Raw genomic sequence first — 14,210 nt, 5'->3', positions numbered from 1 at the left:
CCCTTCGCGGTGCGAAAGGGAGGGGGTGTAGTGCCGAGCCATGCTCGGCAGGGGCTTGCCCGACAATGCCGCAGATCAATGCAGGAGCGGCGTCAGCTGCGAAGCCACGACCAGAGCAGAGGCGGTGAAGCTCACCCCTCCCCAGCCCTCCCCTTCGCGGTGCGAAAGGGAGGGGGTGTAGTGCCGAGCCATGCTCGGCAGGGGCATTCCCGGTAAAACCCCTGCCGAGCATGGCTCGGCACTACAGCGCTGCCGCGCCTACAAGGGCAATGGCGGTTAGAATCTGCCATTCATTCTGTCGTTGGTAGTTGCCGTGAATCCGATGCGCATCCTGCTGCTGTCTTCCTGCCTGTTTGTCGGCGGCATCGCCTCGGCGGCCAATGACCTGCCCGGCGGCGGCATCGATCCGGAAGCACTGTCACGGCATGTCCGCATTCTGGCCTCGGACGAATTCGAAGGCCGTGCCCCGGCCTCGGCCGGTGAGCAGCGCACCGTCGACTATCTGGTCGACGAATTCCGCAAGGCCGGCCTGCAGCCGGGTGGCACCGACGGCAGCTGGGTGCAGGAAGTGCCGCTGGTCCGTGCAACAGTGGACGGACCGGTGCAGGCCAGCCTGAGCTTGAACGGCAAGTCGCAGCCGCTGGTCAACGGTGAGGACATCACCCTGCAGAGCCTGAGCCCGTTCGGTGTAGTCGACCAGCAGGACACGCCGCTGGTGTTCATCGGTTACGGCATCTCCGCGCCGGAACGGCATTGGGACGATTACAAGGGTCTGGATTTGAGCGGCAAGATCGCCGTCGTGCTGATCAACGATGCCGACTTCGAGACCGATGCGCCGGGTGCGTTCGATGGCAAGGCGGTGACCTACTACGGCCGCTGGACCTACAAGTTCGAGGAAGCCGCACGGCGCGGTGCCGAGGGTGTGCTGATCGTGCACGAGACCGCTCCGGCCGCCTATCCGTGGGCGACCGTGAAGGCTTCCGGTACCTCGCCGCTGTTCGATATCGAGCGCAGCAACGACGAGGCACAGGCTGCGCATACGCCGGTACGCGGCTGGATGCAGCGGGCCCTGGCTGAGCGCATCTTCAGTGCCGCTGGCCTCGATTTCGAGGCCGAGAAGCGCAAGGCGATGAAGGCTGACTTCCGTCCTGTCGAGCTGGGCGACGCGAGCCTCACCACCAGCTTCTGGGTCAAGCGTGAGCGCGTGGTCACCCGTAACGTGGTGGCCAAGCTGGAAGGCAGCAGCCATCCGCAGGAATCGGTGATCTTCTCGGCGCACTGGGATGCCTTCGGCATCGGCCAGCCGGACGCCAACGGCCAGACCGTGCGCCACGGCGCCATCGACAACGCCACCGGCGTGGCCTCGGTGCTGGAGCTGGGCCGCGTGTTCGCCGACGGCCCGCGTCCGCAGCGTTCGCTGTACTTCATCGCGTTGACGGCCGAAGAGAAGGGCCTGCTCGGTGCCAGCTACTACGCCGCACACCCGCTGGCACCGCTGGAGACCACTGTTGCGGTATTGAACATCGAGATGTTCAGCCCGGATGGCGAAACCGCCGACATAGCGACCTGGGGCAATGGCCGGGTGTCGCTGGAAGACGATGTGCAGCGCGTTGCCCAGGCACGAGGCCGTCGTTGGTCACCGGATCCGAACCTGGAGGCTGGCTTCTTCTACCGCGCCGATCACTTTGCCTTTGCCCGCAAGGGTGTGCCGGCGATCACTGTCGGCGCCGGCTTGGACAAGCTGGACGGCGGCGTTGCCGCCGGCCGCGCGCTGCGTGATGCCTATTTCGCCAAGTGCTACCACCAGGCCTGTGACGCGTGGACGCCGCAGTGGGATGCGCGTGGCTTGGCTGCCGATACCTTGTTGGTTTACGACATGGGACTGGAGTTGGCCAACAGCAGAAAATGGCCGACGTGGCAGAAGGGTGCGGAGTTCGAGGCTGCGCGTGAAGCGAGTGATGCCGCCCGGCGTTGAATGATGTTGCCCGGCGCTAAGTGATGATAAGACCGGCGGACTGAGTCCGCCGGTTTTGTTCTTGCTCTTTGCTTTTTATGCCGTCATTCCCGCGAAGGCGGGAATCGCTCTGGTCTTTGCTGTTTGCATCGTGCGTGATGCGGGCAAAAGCAAAAGCAAAAGCAAAAGCAAAAGCAAGTGCGCAGAGCGATGACCCGACATTCGTCGGTTGAATACCCCGCCTGCGCGGGAATGACGGCTTAGAAGCAACGCCAAAGCCAAAGCCAAAGCCAAAGCCAAAGCCAAAGCCAAAGCCAAAGCCACTACCGCCGCGTACCATCCAACCAGTTCGGCCCCTTGTTCTTCAGGAAGAACACATAGACCACCAGCGACACCGCGATCACTGCGGTGACATAGATGGCGAAGGTATCCACATGCCCGGTCTTCAATGCGCCCTGATAGAGCAACGGCGCCGTGCCGCCAAACAATGAGTTGGCCATCGCATAACCAAAGCCCACGCCCAATGCACGCACATGCGTGGGGAACAGCTCGGCCTTCACCACTGCGTTGATCGAGGTGTAACCGGTGAGGATGACGAAGCCGACTGCCAGCACCAGGAAGGCCATCAGCGGATCATGCTGCTGCGGCAGCTGGGTGATCATGTACCAGCTGTAGAGCACGCCACCGACGCCGAAGAACACCAGCAGGCTCTTGCGACCGACGATGTCCGACAGCCAGCCGCCGACCGGCTGCAGCAGCATCAGAAAGGTCAGCACGCCCAGGTTGATCACGGTGCCGGTCATCACGTCGTTGCCGGCAAACGCACTCTGGATCATCTTCGGTCCGTTCACCGAGTAGGTGTAGAACGCCACCGTGCCGCCGGCGGTGATCAGGAAGCACAGCAGCAACGGCCGCCATTGATGCACGAACAGTTCGTACATCGAGCCGGAAGCCTTTGCGCGGCCGTCCTTCGCTGCTTCGATGGAGTCGGAGGTCAGCGATTCGTCCATGCTCCGGCGCAGCCAGAACACCACGATGGCGGCAACGCCACCGATGCCGAAGGCAATACGCCAGCCCCAGGCCGAGATCTCGGGTTTGTCCCACAGCAGCAGCATGCCGAGCAGGGTCAACTGGGCCAGCACGTGGCCGCCGACCAGGGTGACGTAGTGGAACGAGGAGAGGAAGCCACGTCGGCCGGGGATGGCTGCCTCGGACATATAGGTGGCGCTGGTGCCGTACTCGCCCCCGGTGGCGAAACCCTGTGCCAGCCGTGCGAACAGCAGGATCAATGCCGCAGCGCCGCCGATCTGGGACGCGGTCGGGGTGATGGCGATCAGGAACGAGCAGGCTGCCATCACTGTCACCGATACCGTCAGGGCGCGACGGCGCCCGTAGCGGTCGGCGAAGCGGCCGAAGTACCAGGCACCGATCGGCCGCATCAGGAAGGTGGCGGCGAAGATCGCCCACACGTAGATCGTGGAGTTCTTGTCGGCGGCCGAGAAGAACTGCGACTCGAAGTACACCGCGAACACCGAGTAGACGTAGACGTCATACCACTCGACCAGGTTGCCGGCCGAGCCTTTCAAGGTGTTGGAGATGGAGCGGCGCAGGGCGGCGCGTTCGGTGGCGGCCGCCACGGGTGCGGTGGTGGTACTCATGCAGACGATGTCCTCGCGTGATGGCCGGGGCCGGGCGATGCAGCCGGCGGCGCGGTGGTCGGCTTCAAGCTACCGCAGACGGTGTAAGGATGATGTAGGTGGACCTGCCAGGCGAATACAGCATGCCGTTTTTCAGACTGATCTCTGTGCCACGGTGCCCTAGAATTCACCTTCCCCCGAATGGTGGCACCGCCTCATGTCCTCCCCCGACTCCACACCGGCTGCTCCTCCCAGGGGTGGCCTTGTAGTTCTGGCCTTGTTCCTGGTCTACGTGGTGTGGGGATCGACCTATCTGGGCATCCATCTGGCGCTGGAAAGCGGCCTGCCGCCGCTGACGGTGATCTCCGGTACCCGCTTCGTCATTGCCGGCAGTGTGCTCTATGCCCTGCTGCGCTGGCGCGGTGTTGCCGCGCCGACCCGTGCGCAATGGAAGACGCTGGCGGTGATGGGCCTGTGCCTGCTGTTCCTCGGCAACGGCATGGTGGTGCTGGCCGAGCGCGATGTGTCGTCCGGCCTGGCCGCGGTGGCGGTGGCCTCGGTGCCGTTGTGGATGGCGTTGTTCTCGGCCATCCGTGGCGACAAGGTCACCCGTGGCGAATGGCTGGGTATTGCGGTCGGCTTCGTCGGTGTGGTCTGGCTCAACGCTGGCAGCAGCCTGACCGCAACCCCGACCGGGCTGATCCTGCTGCTGATCGCGCCGCTGGGTTGGGCGGCGGGCTCGATCTGGTCACGGGGCCGCGATCTGCCATCGCCGTTCATGACCGCCGCCGGGCAGATGCTGTGTGGCGGCTTGATCCTGGTCAGTGCCGGCCTGTTGCGCGGCGAACGCATCACTGCCTGGCCCAGCCTGCAGGGCCTGCTGTCGGTGAGCTACCTGACCGTGTTCGGCTCGATCATCGCCTTCACCGCCTACGTCTGGCTGTTGCACAACGTGCGTCCGGTGCTGGCCAGCAGCTATGCCTATGTCAATCCGGTGATTGCCGTGGCACTTGGTGCGTGGATCGCGCATGAGCGTTTCAGCATTTCCGATCTCGGCGCGATGGCGGTGATTCTGGCCGGCGTCGTGGTCATCACCCTTGCAAGGCTGCGTCGCACATGAACAGCAACAGCGAAATCCGCAATGGCCTGTGGGCCACCACCTTGGCCTTCGTCATCTGGGGCCTGTTCCCGCTGTACTGGCATCTGCTCAAGGAGGTGCCGTCATTCCTGATCATCGCCCATCGCATTGTCTGGAGTGCGGTGCTGCTGGTTGGCGGGTTGGGTATCGTGCGCGGCTGGGGCTGGTTGCGGGAGGTATGGGCAACGCCGCGGCGGTTCTGGCTGCTGGGCCTGTCCAGCCTGCTGATCGCGCTGAACTGGAGCCTGTACATCTGGGCGGTGAATGCCGGCCACGTGGTTGAGACCAGCCTGGGTTATTTCATCAATCCGCTGCTAAGCGTGCTGCTTGGGGTGATGGTGCTGGGCGAGCGGCTGGGCAAGCTGCAGTGGCTGGCGGTAGCGCTGGCGGCGCTGGGCGTGGCCTGGCTGACCTGGCAGAGCGGGCGCCCGCCGTGGATCGCGATTGGCCTGTCCATCACTTTTGGCCTGTATGGCCTGCTGCGCAAGCTGGTGGTTGTCGATGCGGTGAGCGGGCTCGGCGTGGAAAGCTTGTTCATGGTCGCACCGGCGTTGGCCTATGTGATCTGGGCCGAGAGCGGCCACGGCGGTGGTTTCATCTCCGGCTGGGGCATCGGCAACGACGTGCTGCTGGTGCTGGCCGGTGCGGTCAGCGCGATCCCGCTGATTGCCTTCGCCTTCGGCGTGCGGCGGGTACCGCTGACCGTGGTTGGCCTGCTGCAGTACATCGCGCCGACCCTGCAGTTCCTGGTCGGTGTGCTGGTGTTCCGCGAGGCTTTCAATGCCAGCCAACTGGTTGGCTTCTGCCTGATCTGGGCCGGGCTGGTGGTGTTCGCGGTAGCCGGCGTGCGCAAGGCACGCAGTGCCCGCGTGGAGACATCGGCGGCCTAGGCAGCCCCCGTAGCCCGGGTAAGCGCAGCGCACCCGGGGCTGTTTGCGCATTGCCTTCAATGCCGGCTATCCCCGGCTCCCGGGTGCGCTGCGCTTACCCGGGCTACAGCGTCGCCGCTTTGCATCGACGGGCAAGCACATGAACAGGAACGGCGCCCAAGGGCGCCGTTCCTGTTCGCGACCAGCAGCGGCTTACTTGGCCGCCTTGCTGTCCTTGTTCTTCATCATCGCGTCACGGTTGGCCTTGAACGGGTTGCCTTGGTACCAGTTCGGCCAGGCGTCGCCGCCGGCCAACTGCTGGCCAACGCCGTACAGCAGTTCCAGGTCTTCGACGATGCCGTCGAGCTTCCAGGTGGCCGGGTCGTACTCGTCCTTCGGGCCGTGGTAACGGTCCTTGCCATAGGCTTCGGCCGCACGCTTGCCAGCCTCGACGCCGCCGTCGATCAGGTCTTCGCCGCCATCGGCATACAGTGCCGGCACGCCGGCCTTGGCGAAGTTGAAGTGATCGGAGCGGAAGTAGAAACCGCTCTGCACCGAAGTTTCCGCATGCAGGGTGCGACCCTGCTTGGCAGCCAGCGGCTTGAGCAGGTCTTCCAGCTCGGAGCTGCCGAAACCGGTGACGGTGAGGTCACGCGCGCGGCCATTGACCGACATCGCATCGATGTTGATCACGCCGGCGATCTTGTCCAGCGGGAAGGTCGGGTGGTTCACGTAGTACTGCGAACCGAGCAGGCCCGATTCTTCCAGGGTCACGGCAAGGAACACCACTGAGCGTTCCGGCGGGGTCTGCTGGTGCGCCATCGCATCGGCCACTTCAAGGATGCCGGCCACGCCGGTCGCGTTGTCGACCGCACCGTTGTAGATGTTGTCGCCTTCCTCGCCTTCGTGCTTGCCCAGGTGGTCCCAGTGCGCCATGTACAGCACGGCTTCGTCGGCGCGCTTGCTGCCCGGCAGTACGCCGACCACGTTGCGCGACTTCTTCTGCGCGATGGTGCTCTTCAGGTCCAGCGACAGGCTGGCATTCAGCGGTGCCGGCTTGAAGCCGCGCTTGCTGGCGTCCTTGTAGGCCTTGTCCAGGTCCAACCCTGCATCGGCGAACAGCTTGCGTGCGGCCTCGGCGCTGAGCCAGCCCTGTGCCTGCAGGCGTGGCTGGCTGTCTTCGGCGGCGGGCAGGTCGTACTGGGCACCGCCCCAGGAGTTCTTGACCACATCCCAGCCATAGGAAGCGCCAGCGCTGTCGTGCACGATCAGCGCAGCGGCGGCGCCCTTGCGTGCGGCTTCCTCGAACTTGTAGGTCCAGCGCCCGTAATAGGTCATGCGCTTGCCATCGAACAAGGTGGCGTCGTCGGTGTGGAAGCCCGGGTCATTGACGAACATCACCACCGTCTTGCCCTTCCAATCCTGGCCGGTGTAGTCGTTCCAGTTCTGCTCGGGTGCATCCACGCCGTAGCCAACGAAGACCAGTTCGCTGTTGTCGATCTTGATTTCCGGCTGGCCGCTGCGGGTGCCGATCACCATGTCGGTGCCGAACACCAGGTCACGGCTGGCCTGGCCCTGCTGGATCTTCAGCACGGTAGCCGGGTTGGCCGTGGTCTCGGTCATCGGCACTTCCTGGAACCAGCTGTCGCCATTGCCCGGCTGCAGGCCGATGCGCTGCATCTGGTCGCGGATGTAGTTGACCGTCAGTTCTTCGCCATTGCTGCCCGGGGCGCGGCCTTCGAATTCATCCGAGGCCAGGGTCTTCACCAGCTCGCCGAAGTCGGCGGCATTGATGCCACCGGCGAAGGTGTGCGCCGGTGCCGGGGCGGGTGCGGGCGCGGAGGCCGCCGGTACCGGTGCCTCCTGCTTGCAGGCGGCCAGTGCCGCGGTGGCGGCCAGGCACAACAACAGTTTGCGTTGCATGGGAACTCCGGGTTGCAAGGTCGAACCCGGATTCTAGGCAGGATTGGCCTGCAATGCGCGTTCAGCGCGGCGCGGTTTCGCTGTCGAAACGCTGCGGCGTGGCGCCGGTCACAGGCCCGATCTTGGCCGAGTCATGTACCAGCAAGGTGACTTCGCGCTCGAATACCAATTGGCCTTCGACCACCGCATTCGGGCCGATGACGATGCGCGGCTTGCGCGGTGCGGTCAACGAGATACCGAACGAGGGGCGATTGACCTTGATGCCGCCTTTCACCACCGAGTCGATGCCCACGGTGATATCACCGTTGACGGTCTCGATGTCGCCCCCCAACTGCACCGCGACCAGGCCGATGCTGCCGTTGACGGTCTCGATGTCGCCGCCGATGCGGCTGCCGCGGTCAACATAGATGCCGCCGTTCACCGTATCCAGGCCGTGGGTAAGCACCAGGTTGCGACCGCCGCGGATCGCGCCGTTGACCGTCTCGATGCTGTGCGCCTGCACGTTGTCTTCGATACGAACGCTGCCGTTCACGGTTTCGACGCTGTTGGCCTGCACGCCGGCGGCCAGCTGGATGCTGCCGTTGACCGTTTCCAGATCGCCGTAGGTGGTGCCGGCCTGGGTCTGGATGCTGCCATTGACCTTGCTGATGTCCTCAGAGGCCATGGCCAGCGGGGCGGTCGTACTCAGCAGCAGGAGCAGGAATAGACGTTTCATGATATCTCCGGGATGGAAATGCCGATGGACTGGGTGGCATGGCACCACGCTTGGGTACAATCCGCATCTGCCTGAAGTCACTGGAACCTCTTTGCACCCGCCCAGTCAACAGCCCAGTTCCCTGCGATGTGCGGCCCTGCCGCCGTGGCGCGGTGCTTGCCTGCTGGTCCTGGCGCTGCTGGCCGGGCCACTGCTGGCGCAGAACAACTCGCGCGACACCGAGAAGAAGCTGCAGCAACTGCGTGGCGAGCTCAAGAGCGTTTCACAGGAACGGCGGCAGCTGGAAGGGCAGCGTGGCGAGGCCAGCCAGCGCCTGCGCGAGGCCGACCAGAAGGTTGCCCGCAGCGGCCGCGCGGTGGCCGAGGCAGAAGCGGCCGTGCAGCGGGAACAACAGTCATTGACGGCCTTGCAGCAGCGTCGAAGCACGCTGGAGAGCGGGCTGGCCCAGCAACGCCAGCAACTGGCCACGCTGCTGCGCGGTGCCTACCAGCTGGGCAACCACGCACCGTTGAAACTGCTGTTGTCGCAGGACACCGTGGCCGACGCCAATCGCGAGCTGGCCTATCACCGGTATCTGCAGCGTGAGCGGGCGCGGGCAATCGCCGGGCTGACCACCGATCTGCAGGCCTTGAACACGACCGAGCAGCAGATCGTCGCGCGCAGCAAAGAGTTGGAACAGGCTCGCGAACAGCAGCGCCAACAGGCCGCTGCGCTGGCCCAGGACCGTCGCCAGCGGGCTTCTGTATTGAGTGAACTGGACAGCCGCTACCAGGACCGCAGCCAGCGCGAGCAGGCTTTGGGCAAGGACGCGCGCGCGCTGGAGCAGGTGTTGGCGAGCCTGCGTGCCGCCGCCGCCCGTGCCGAAGCCGAGCGACGTGCCGCCGCGCGCCGCGCCGCCGAGCAGGCCCGCCAGGCCGCGGCGAGCAATGGCGGCGGCTCCGCACGCAGTCCGGCACGGGCCACGCCGGGCAAGGTACCGCCGCGAGTGGTCGCCAATGCGCCTGCGCCGCGCGTGGGCGGGCTGGGCTGGCCATTGTCGGGCAACCTGCTGGCCCGTTACGGCGGTCGCCTGCCGGATGGGCGCAACAGCGCCGGCGTGCTGATCGGCGCACCGGCCGGCAGCACGGTGACCGCGGTAGCCGACGGCACCGTGGTGTTCTCCGACTGGATGACCGGCTACGGCATGATCCTGATCGTCGACCACGGCAACGGCTATATGAGCCTGTACGCGCACAACGACACCCTGCTCAAGGATGCCGGTGCCACCATCAAGCGCGGCGATGCGGTGGCCAAGGTCGGCAACTCCGGGGGGCAGGGCGTGACCGCGCTGTATTTTGAACTGCGCCGCAACGGCCAACCGGTGGATCCCTCGACCTGGCTGCAGCGGCAGTAACGCGGGCTGAGCGCTGGCGCAGCCAGATGCGTCGATTCAACAAGAATTTAGCCGGGCTTCGCGCATAATCGGGTCCAGCGCGGTTATTGCGCATCCGTAATCTCATGGAGTGGTTCATGCGTGTAGCCCGTCTTGCTGCTGCCCTGCTGTTGGCCCTGTCACCGGCTGTTGCATTGGCCCAGAGCGCCCCGGACAAGGTGTCCAAGGCGGACGATCCCGATGCCAAGGAATCGGTCACCTCACGCGTACCCCTGGACGAGATCCGCCGCTTCGTAGGGGTCTACAACGCCGTGCGTGCGGCCTATGTAGATCCGGTGGATGACAAGAAACTGATGCAGTCGGCGGTGCGCGGCCTGCTGCTGGAGCTGGACCCGCACAGCACCTACTTCGACAAGGAAGATGCAGAAGCCTTCGACGAACAGACCAGCGGTGCCTATGAAGGCATCGGTGTGGAGGTCCTGCAGCAGGACAACACCTTGAAGGTGGTATCGCCGATCGACGACACCCCGGCCGCGCGTGCCGGACTGAAGGCCGGCGATCTGATCGTGGCCATCGATGGCACCCCGATCAATGCCATCGATGCCAGCGAACCATTGCGCGGCAAGGCCGGCAGCAGTGTGGTGCTGACCATCGCCCGCGGCGAGCAGAAGCCCTTCGACGTCACCGTGATGCGTGAGACCATCCGCGTCACCAGTGTGCGCAGCCGGATGCTGGAACCGGGCTATGGCTACATCCGCATCAGCACGTTCCAGGCCGACACCGGTGCCGATTTCCAGAAGCAGCTCAACCAGCTGCAGGCGCAGGCCGGCGGCAAGCTGAAGGGGCTGGTGCTGGACCTGCGCAGCAACCCCGGCGGCCTGCTGACCGCTGCCGTGCAGGTGGCCGATGACCTGCTGGAGAAGGGCGGCATCGTCAGCACCCGCGGCCGGATCTCGATCAGTGATGCCAGGTTCGATGCCACCCCGGGCGACCTGCTGAAGGGGGCGCCGATGGTGGTGCTGGCCGACGCTGGTTCGGCCAGTGCCTCGGAAGTGCTGGCCGGTGCCCTGCGCGACAATGGCCGTGCCCGCGTGGTTGGCAGCCGCAGCTTCGGCAAGGGTTCGGTGCAGACCGTGCTGCCGCTGGACAACGGCGACTCGGTGAAACTGACCACCGCCCGTTACTACACGCCCAGCGGACGCTCGATCCAGGCCACCGGCATCGTCCCGGATGTGGAATTGATGCCGGACCCGGCCGACGCGCCCAACGACCTGCCGGCCAGCCTGAGCGATTACAGCGAAGCCAAGCTGCCCGGGCATCTACGCGGTGATGACGAAGCGGCCGGCAGCAAGGCCGGCGTGGTGTTGCCGGGCGATGCGCCGATCCAGTCGGCCTTGCAGGAACTCAAGCACCCCGGCTCGGTAGCGGCAGCGCAGGCCGCCGCGGCGGCAAAGGCGAAGCCAGCGGCGGAGGTGAAGCCTGCGGTGCCGGCAGAGACCACGAAGCCGGAAGCCAAGGAAAAGCCTGCAGCGGAAGACGAGCCCCTGTAGTGCCGAGCCATGCTCGGCAAGGGGCTTTCCCGGGCTATATCGGTGTTCTTGTGGGAGCGGCGTAAGCCGCGAAGCCGATATCAATGAACTGCAGGCAAGCCGGTGACCTGATGGGGCACCGGCTTCGCGGCTCACGCCGCTCCCACAAAAAAAAGCAGGGCTAGAAGCCCTTGCGCTTGCGCAGACGCCGGGCGATCGCGGCACGCACATACAGCCCGTACGCCACGCCAAACAGAAAGCCGGCCACATGCGCCGACCAGGCCACCATGCCGAAGCTGGGGCCGATATAGGCGAACACCACCTGCAGGGCCGCCCACACGCCGATCAGCAGGAAGGCCGGCGCACGCACGAACTCCAGGAACAGGCCCAAGGGCAGAACCACGCCCAGCTTGGCGCGCGGGAACAGCGTCAGGTACGTGCCCATCAAGGCCGAGACCGCGCCACTGGCGCCGATGATGGTGCGCTCGGGCGAGCCGATCACATACAGCGCGGCCAGGTTGGCGATTGCGCCACCGAACAGGAACAGCAGCAGCAAGCGCCACGGCCCCAGTACCCGCTCCGCTGGCAGGCCGAAGATCAGCAGGAACACCAGGTTGCCCAGCAGGTGTGACCAGTCCGCGTGCAGGAACAAGGCGGTGAACAGCCTTAATACGCTGCCATCGCTCAGTGCCGCCCACCAGTCACGACTGCTGCCCAGGCCGGTGGCCAAGGCGCCCCAGTCCAGCCATAGCGTGCGCCGCGCCTCATCTGGCCGTGAGATCGACCAGAGAAAGGCGGCCAGCAGGGTCAGGCAAAGCAGGGGCACTGCCCAGCGCAGGCCTGACTTATTTCTGGAAGGAATGGAGACGAACATGAGTCCGGAAGCCTAACCCGGTCCCGCCCGGGACGGGCTGGGAATATGTCTTTCGTCGTTATTGTTTAGTTAACCAGCGTGGGTGATACTGCATACGGCGTCGTATGTCGGGAGGGGACTCCGGCGCACTGTCAAGCGGCCTGGCTGCTTGGGAGTGCAGGCGCAAAAACGACCATTACCGTTTACGGAGAGAGCTTCCACTATGACCGCTTCTGCTATTGCCCGCGTAACTGCCCTTGCTGTCGGTATCGCCGGCGCGCTGGCCTTCGGCCACGCCAATGCTGCTGCCTTCCAGCTGAAGGAAAACAGTGCCAAGGGTCTCGGCCGTGCTTTTGCTGGTTCCACCAGCGCATGGGACGACGCTTCGGTTGTCGCCACCAACCCGGCGTCGATGCGCCTGCTCGATGGCCGCCAGTTCCAGGCTGACCTGAGCGCGATCAGCTTCTCCGCGGATTTCACCAAGGCTTCCGGCCGTAACTCCGGCCCGGGTGGCCCGGGTACCGGCACCGAGATCACCGGTGGCAACGGCGGCGACGCCGGCATGATCGCGCCGGTCCCGGCCGCGTATTTCCACCTGCCGTTCGGTGAGAACGACAACATGCATTTCGGCCTGTCGCTGACTGCACCGTTCGGCTTCAAGACCGATTACGACAAGAACTGGGTGGGTCGCTACAGCGGCGTGACCACCGACCTGAAGGCCATCGACCTGGGCGCGGCGTTCTCTTACGACGTCAACCCGTATGTGTCGTTCGGTGCGTCGGTGTTCGTTGAGCACCTGACCATCGAACTGTCCAACGCCCTGGACATGGGCGCCGTGGTCAACGGCGCCGCCCAGCAGCGTGCTGCCGGAGCTGCTGCTGCCGCCGGCCGCACCCCGGCGCAGATTGCCGCCGCTGCTGCTGCAGCTGGCCAGGCCGCTGCTGCGGGTGGCTTCTTCCCGGGCAGCGCCGATGGTTTCGTCACCATCGAAGGCGACAACAATGCCGTCGGTTACGTGCTCGGCACCACCTTGAGCCCGACCGAGAACACCAACATCGCCTTCAGCTACCGCTCCAAGGTCGAGCACAAGATCACCGGTGGCAAGGCCAACTTCACCGTTCCGCAGAATGTCTCGGTTGCCCTCGGCCAGCCGGGTAGCGGCCTGTTCGTGGACACCTCGGGCAAGGCCACGGTGACCCTGCCGGCCTCGTTCTCGATGAGCGTTACCCACCGCATCAACGACCGCTGGACGGTGATGGGTGACGTCTCGCGCACCGCGTGGAAGACCGCCTTCGACGAAGTCACCGTCGACTTCGCTTCGAACCAGCCGGACAACACCCTGGGCTTCCATTACAACGACACCACCTTTGGCTCGATCGGTACCGAGTACAAGCTGTCCGACACCATCACCCTGCGTGGCGGTGTGGCCTATGACGAGTCGCCGACCAGCATCGAGCACCGCGACGTGCGCGTGCCGGACGTGACCCGCAAGTGGCTGTCGGTTGGCCTCGGCTGGACCCCGTCGGAGAAGACCGAGTTCAACTTCGGTTACACCCACCTGTTCACCGATGAGCCGAGCATCAATGTCACCTCGGCCACCGGCAACGTGGTCAAGGGCAAGTACGACGTGGGCGGCGACATCCTGGCTGCCTCGATCAACTACAAGTTCTAAGCGGACCTGTAATTGATGCCTGCAGAAAGCCCCGCGCAAGCGGGGCTTTTTGTTTGTGTGTTGCACGGCAAGGCCGCCATGCATTTGGAAGAGCGGCGTCAGCCGCGAAGCTGGCATCAATGGAATCGCCGATGCCGCTGCAATCAGTTGGATCATCTGCTTCGCGGCTTATGCCGCTCCTACAAGATGGATGCATTGCCGGGAAAGCCTCTGCCGAGCATGGCTCGGCACTACAGCCCCCTCCCTTTCGCGCAGCGAAGGGGAGGGTTGGGGAGGGGTGGGTCTTCGCAAGGAAAAAGCCGTTTGAAACAGCGATTGTGGGAGCGGCGTCAGCCGCGAAGCAGATGGTTGATCAGGTGTTGGATATGGCGGTGTTCAATGATGCCGGCTTCGCGGCTGACACTGCTCCCCCAGTCATTGCGGTGCTGCTGCGTTGCCGGGAAAGCCTCTGCCGAGCATGGCTCGGCACTACGCTCCCTCCCTTTCGCGCAGCGAAGGGGAGGGCTGGGGAGGGGTAGCTTTTCGCGAGGCAAAGAAAAACCCCGCTT

Annotated in this window: 11 protein-coding genes; 6 read left to right on the top strand and 5 right to left on the bottom strand. The window is 64.9% G+C overall.

From position 1 onward, the window contains the following. Window positions 1-322: 322 nt before the first annotated feature. Complete coding sequence (locus RT131_RS05910; protein WP_313171354.1) at window positions 323-1,975, top strand: M28 family metallopeptidase; 1,653 nt, start codon at window positions 323-325, stop codon at window positions 1,973-1,975. Between the two features lie 16 nt (window positions 1,976-1,991). On the opposite strand, the gene RT131_RS05905 is transcribed toward RT131_RS05910, so the two are convergent. Together RT131_RS05905 and RT131_RS05900 are read right to left on the bottom strand one after the other, a co-directional pair. Beyond that, on the bottom strand, window positions 1,992-2,294 hold the full coding sequence (locus RT131_RS05905; protein ID WP_313171114.1) for a hypothetical protein: 303 nt from the start codon (window positions 2,292-2,294) through the stop codon (window positions 1,992-1,994). After that, the gene (locus RT131_RS05900) at window positions 2,278-3,612 is read right to left on the bottom strand and encodes an MFS transporter (protein ID WP_313171112.1); all 1,335 of its coding nucleotides are present in this window, start codon (window positions 3,610-3,612) and stop codon (window positions 2,278-2,280) included. The genes RT131_RS05905 and RT131_RS05900 overlap by 17 nt, the downstream gene beginning before the upstream one ends. Before the next feature lie 196 nt (window positions 3,613-3,808). Between RT131_RS05900 and yedA the strand changes: the two genes are divergently transcribed. After that, window positions 3,809-4,711, top strand: a complete 903-nt coding sequence (gene yedA, locus RT131_RS05895; RefSeq protein WP_313171110.1) for a drug/metabolite exporter YedA — start codon at window positions 3,809-3,811, stop codon at window positions 4,709-4,711. Continuing rightward, on the top strand, window positions 4,708-5,619 hold the full coding sequence (gene rarD / locus RT131_RS05890) for an EamA family transporter RarD (RefSeq protein ID WP_313171109.1): 912 nt from the start codon (window positions 4,708-4,710) through the stop codon (window positions 5,617-5,619). The genes yedA and rarD overlap by 4 nt, the downstream gene beginning before the upstream one ends. A gap of 192 nt (window positions 5,620-5,811) precedes the next feature. Here the strand turns inward: rarD and RT131_RS05885 are convergent, their stop codons facing one another. Both RT131_RS05885 and RT131_RS05880 read right to left on the bottom strand, forming a co-directional pair. Next, complete coding sequence (locus RT131_RS05885; protein ID WP_313171107.1) at window positions 5,812-7,521, bottom strand: M28 family metallopeptidase; 1,710 nt, start codon at window positions 7,519-7,521, stop codon at window positions 5,812-5,814. Window positions 7,522-7,582: 61 nt separating this feature from the next. After that, the gene (locus tag RT131_RS05880; RefSeq protein WP_313171105.1) at window positions 7,583-8,236 is read right to left on the bottom strand and encodes a hypothetical protein; all 654 of its coding nucleotides are present in this window, start codon (window positions 8,234-8,236) and stop codon (window positions 7,583-7,585) included. A gap of 160 nt (window positions 8,237-8,396) precedes the next feature. On the opposite strand from RT131_RS05880, the gene RT131_RS05875 reads away from it, so the two are divergent. Then, the gene (locus tag RT131_RS05875; RefSeq protein WP_313171352.1) at window positions 8,397-9,629 is read left to right on the top strand and encodes a peptidoglycan DD-metalloendopeptidase family protein; all 1,233 of its coding nucleotides are present in this window, start codon (window positions 8,397-8,399) and stop codon (window positions 9,627-9,629) included. 116 nt (window positions 9,630-9,745) lie between these two features. Beyond that, on the top strand, window positions 9,746-11,158 hold the full coding sequence (locus tag RT131_RS05870; protein ID WP_313171103.1) for a S41 family peptidase: 1,413 nt from the start codon (window positions 9,746-9,748) through the stop codon (window positions 11,156-11,158). Between the two features lie 160 nt (window positions 11,159-11,318). Here RT131_RS05870 and RT131_RS05865 read toward each other — a convergent pair whose 3' ends face one another. Continuing rightward, window positions 11,319-12,011, bottom strand: coding sequence for a rhomboid family intramembrane serine protease (locus tag RT131_RS05865; protein WP_313171101.1), 693 nt, complete (start codon window positions 12,009-12,011; stop codon window positions 11,319-11,321). 202 nt (window positions 12,012-12,213) lie between these two features. Here RT131_RS05865 and RT131_RS05860 point away from each other — a divergent pair, with 202 nt between their 5' ends. Continuing rightward, window positions 12,214-13,662: an outer membrane protein transport protein gene (locus RT131_RS05860; RefSeq protein WP_313171099.1), complete on the top strand. Its 1,449-nt coding sequence runs from the start codon at window positions 12,214-12,216 to the stop codon at window positions 13,660-13,662. Window positions 13,663-14,210: the final 548 nt, after the last annotated feature.

Source organism: Stenotrophomonas sp., assembly GCF_032066555.1.
Lineage (GTDB): Bacteria > Pseudomonadota > Gammaproteobacteria > Xanthomonadales > Xanthomonadaceae > Stenotrophomonas.
Note: the sequence above shows the minus strand (reverse complement) of the source record. Positions and strands in the feature narration are given on the sequence as shown.

Excerpts from the sequence above, each read along its gene's own strand:
- RT131_RS05880 (WP_313171105.1), bottom strand. The coding sequence starts at position 8,236 with ATGAAACGTCTATTCCTGCTCCTGCTGCTGAGTACGACCGCCCCGCTG.
- RT131_RS05910 (WP_313171354.1), top strand. The coding sequence starts at position 323 with ATGCGCATCCTGCTGCTGTCTTCCTGCCTGTTTGTCGGCGGCATCGCC.
- RT131_RS05905 (WP_313171114.1), bottom strand. The coding sequence starts at position 2,294 with ATGGTACGCGGCGGTAGTGGCTTTGGCTTTGGCTTTGGCTTTGGCTTT.
- rarD (WP_313171109.1), top strand. The coding sequence starts at position 4,708 with ATGAACAGCAACAGCGAAATCCGCAATGGCCTGTGGGCCACCACCTTG.
- RT131_RS05870 (WP_313171103.1), top strand. The coding sequence starts at position 9,746 with ATGCGTGTAGCCCGTCTTGCTGCTGCCCTGCTGTTGGCCCTGTCACCG.
- RT131_RS05860 (WP_313171099.1), top strand. The coding sequence starts at position 12,214 with ATGACCGCTTCTGCTATTGCCCGCGTAACTGCCCTTGCTGTCGGTATC.
- RT131_RS05885 (WP_313171107.1), bottom strand. The coding sequence starts at position 7,521 with ATGCAACGCAAACTGTTGTTGTGCCTGGCCGCCACCGCGGCACTGGCC.
- RT131_RS05900 (WP_313171112.1), bottom strand. The coding sequence starts at position 3,612 with ATGAGTACCACCACCGCACCCGTGGCGGCCGCCACCGAACGCGCCGCC.
- RT131_RS05865 (WP_313171101.1), bottom strand. The coding sequence starts at position 12,011 with ATGTTCGTCTCCATTCCTTCCAGAAATAAGTCAGGCCTGCGCTGGGCA.
- yedA (WP_313171110.1), top strand. The coding sequence starts at position 3,809 with ATGTCCTCCCCCGACTCCACACCGGCTGCTCCTCCCAGGGGTGGCCTT.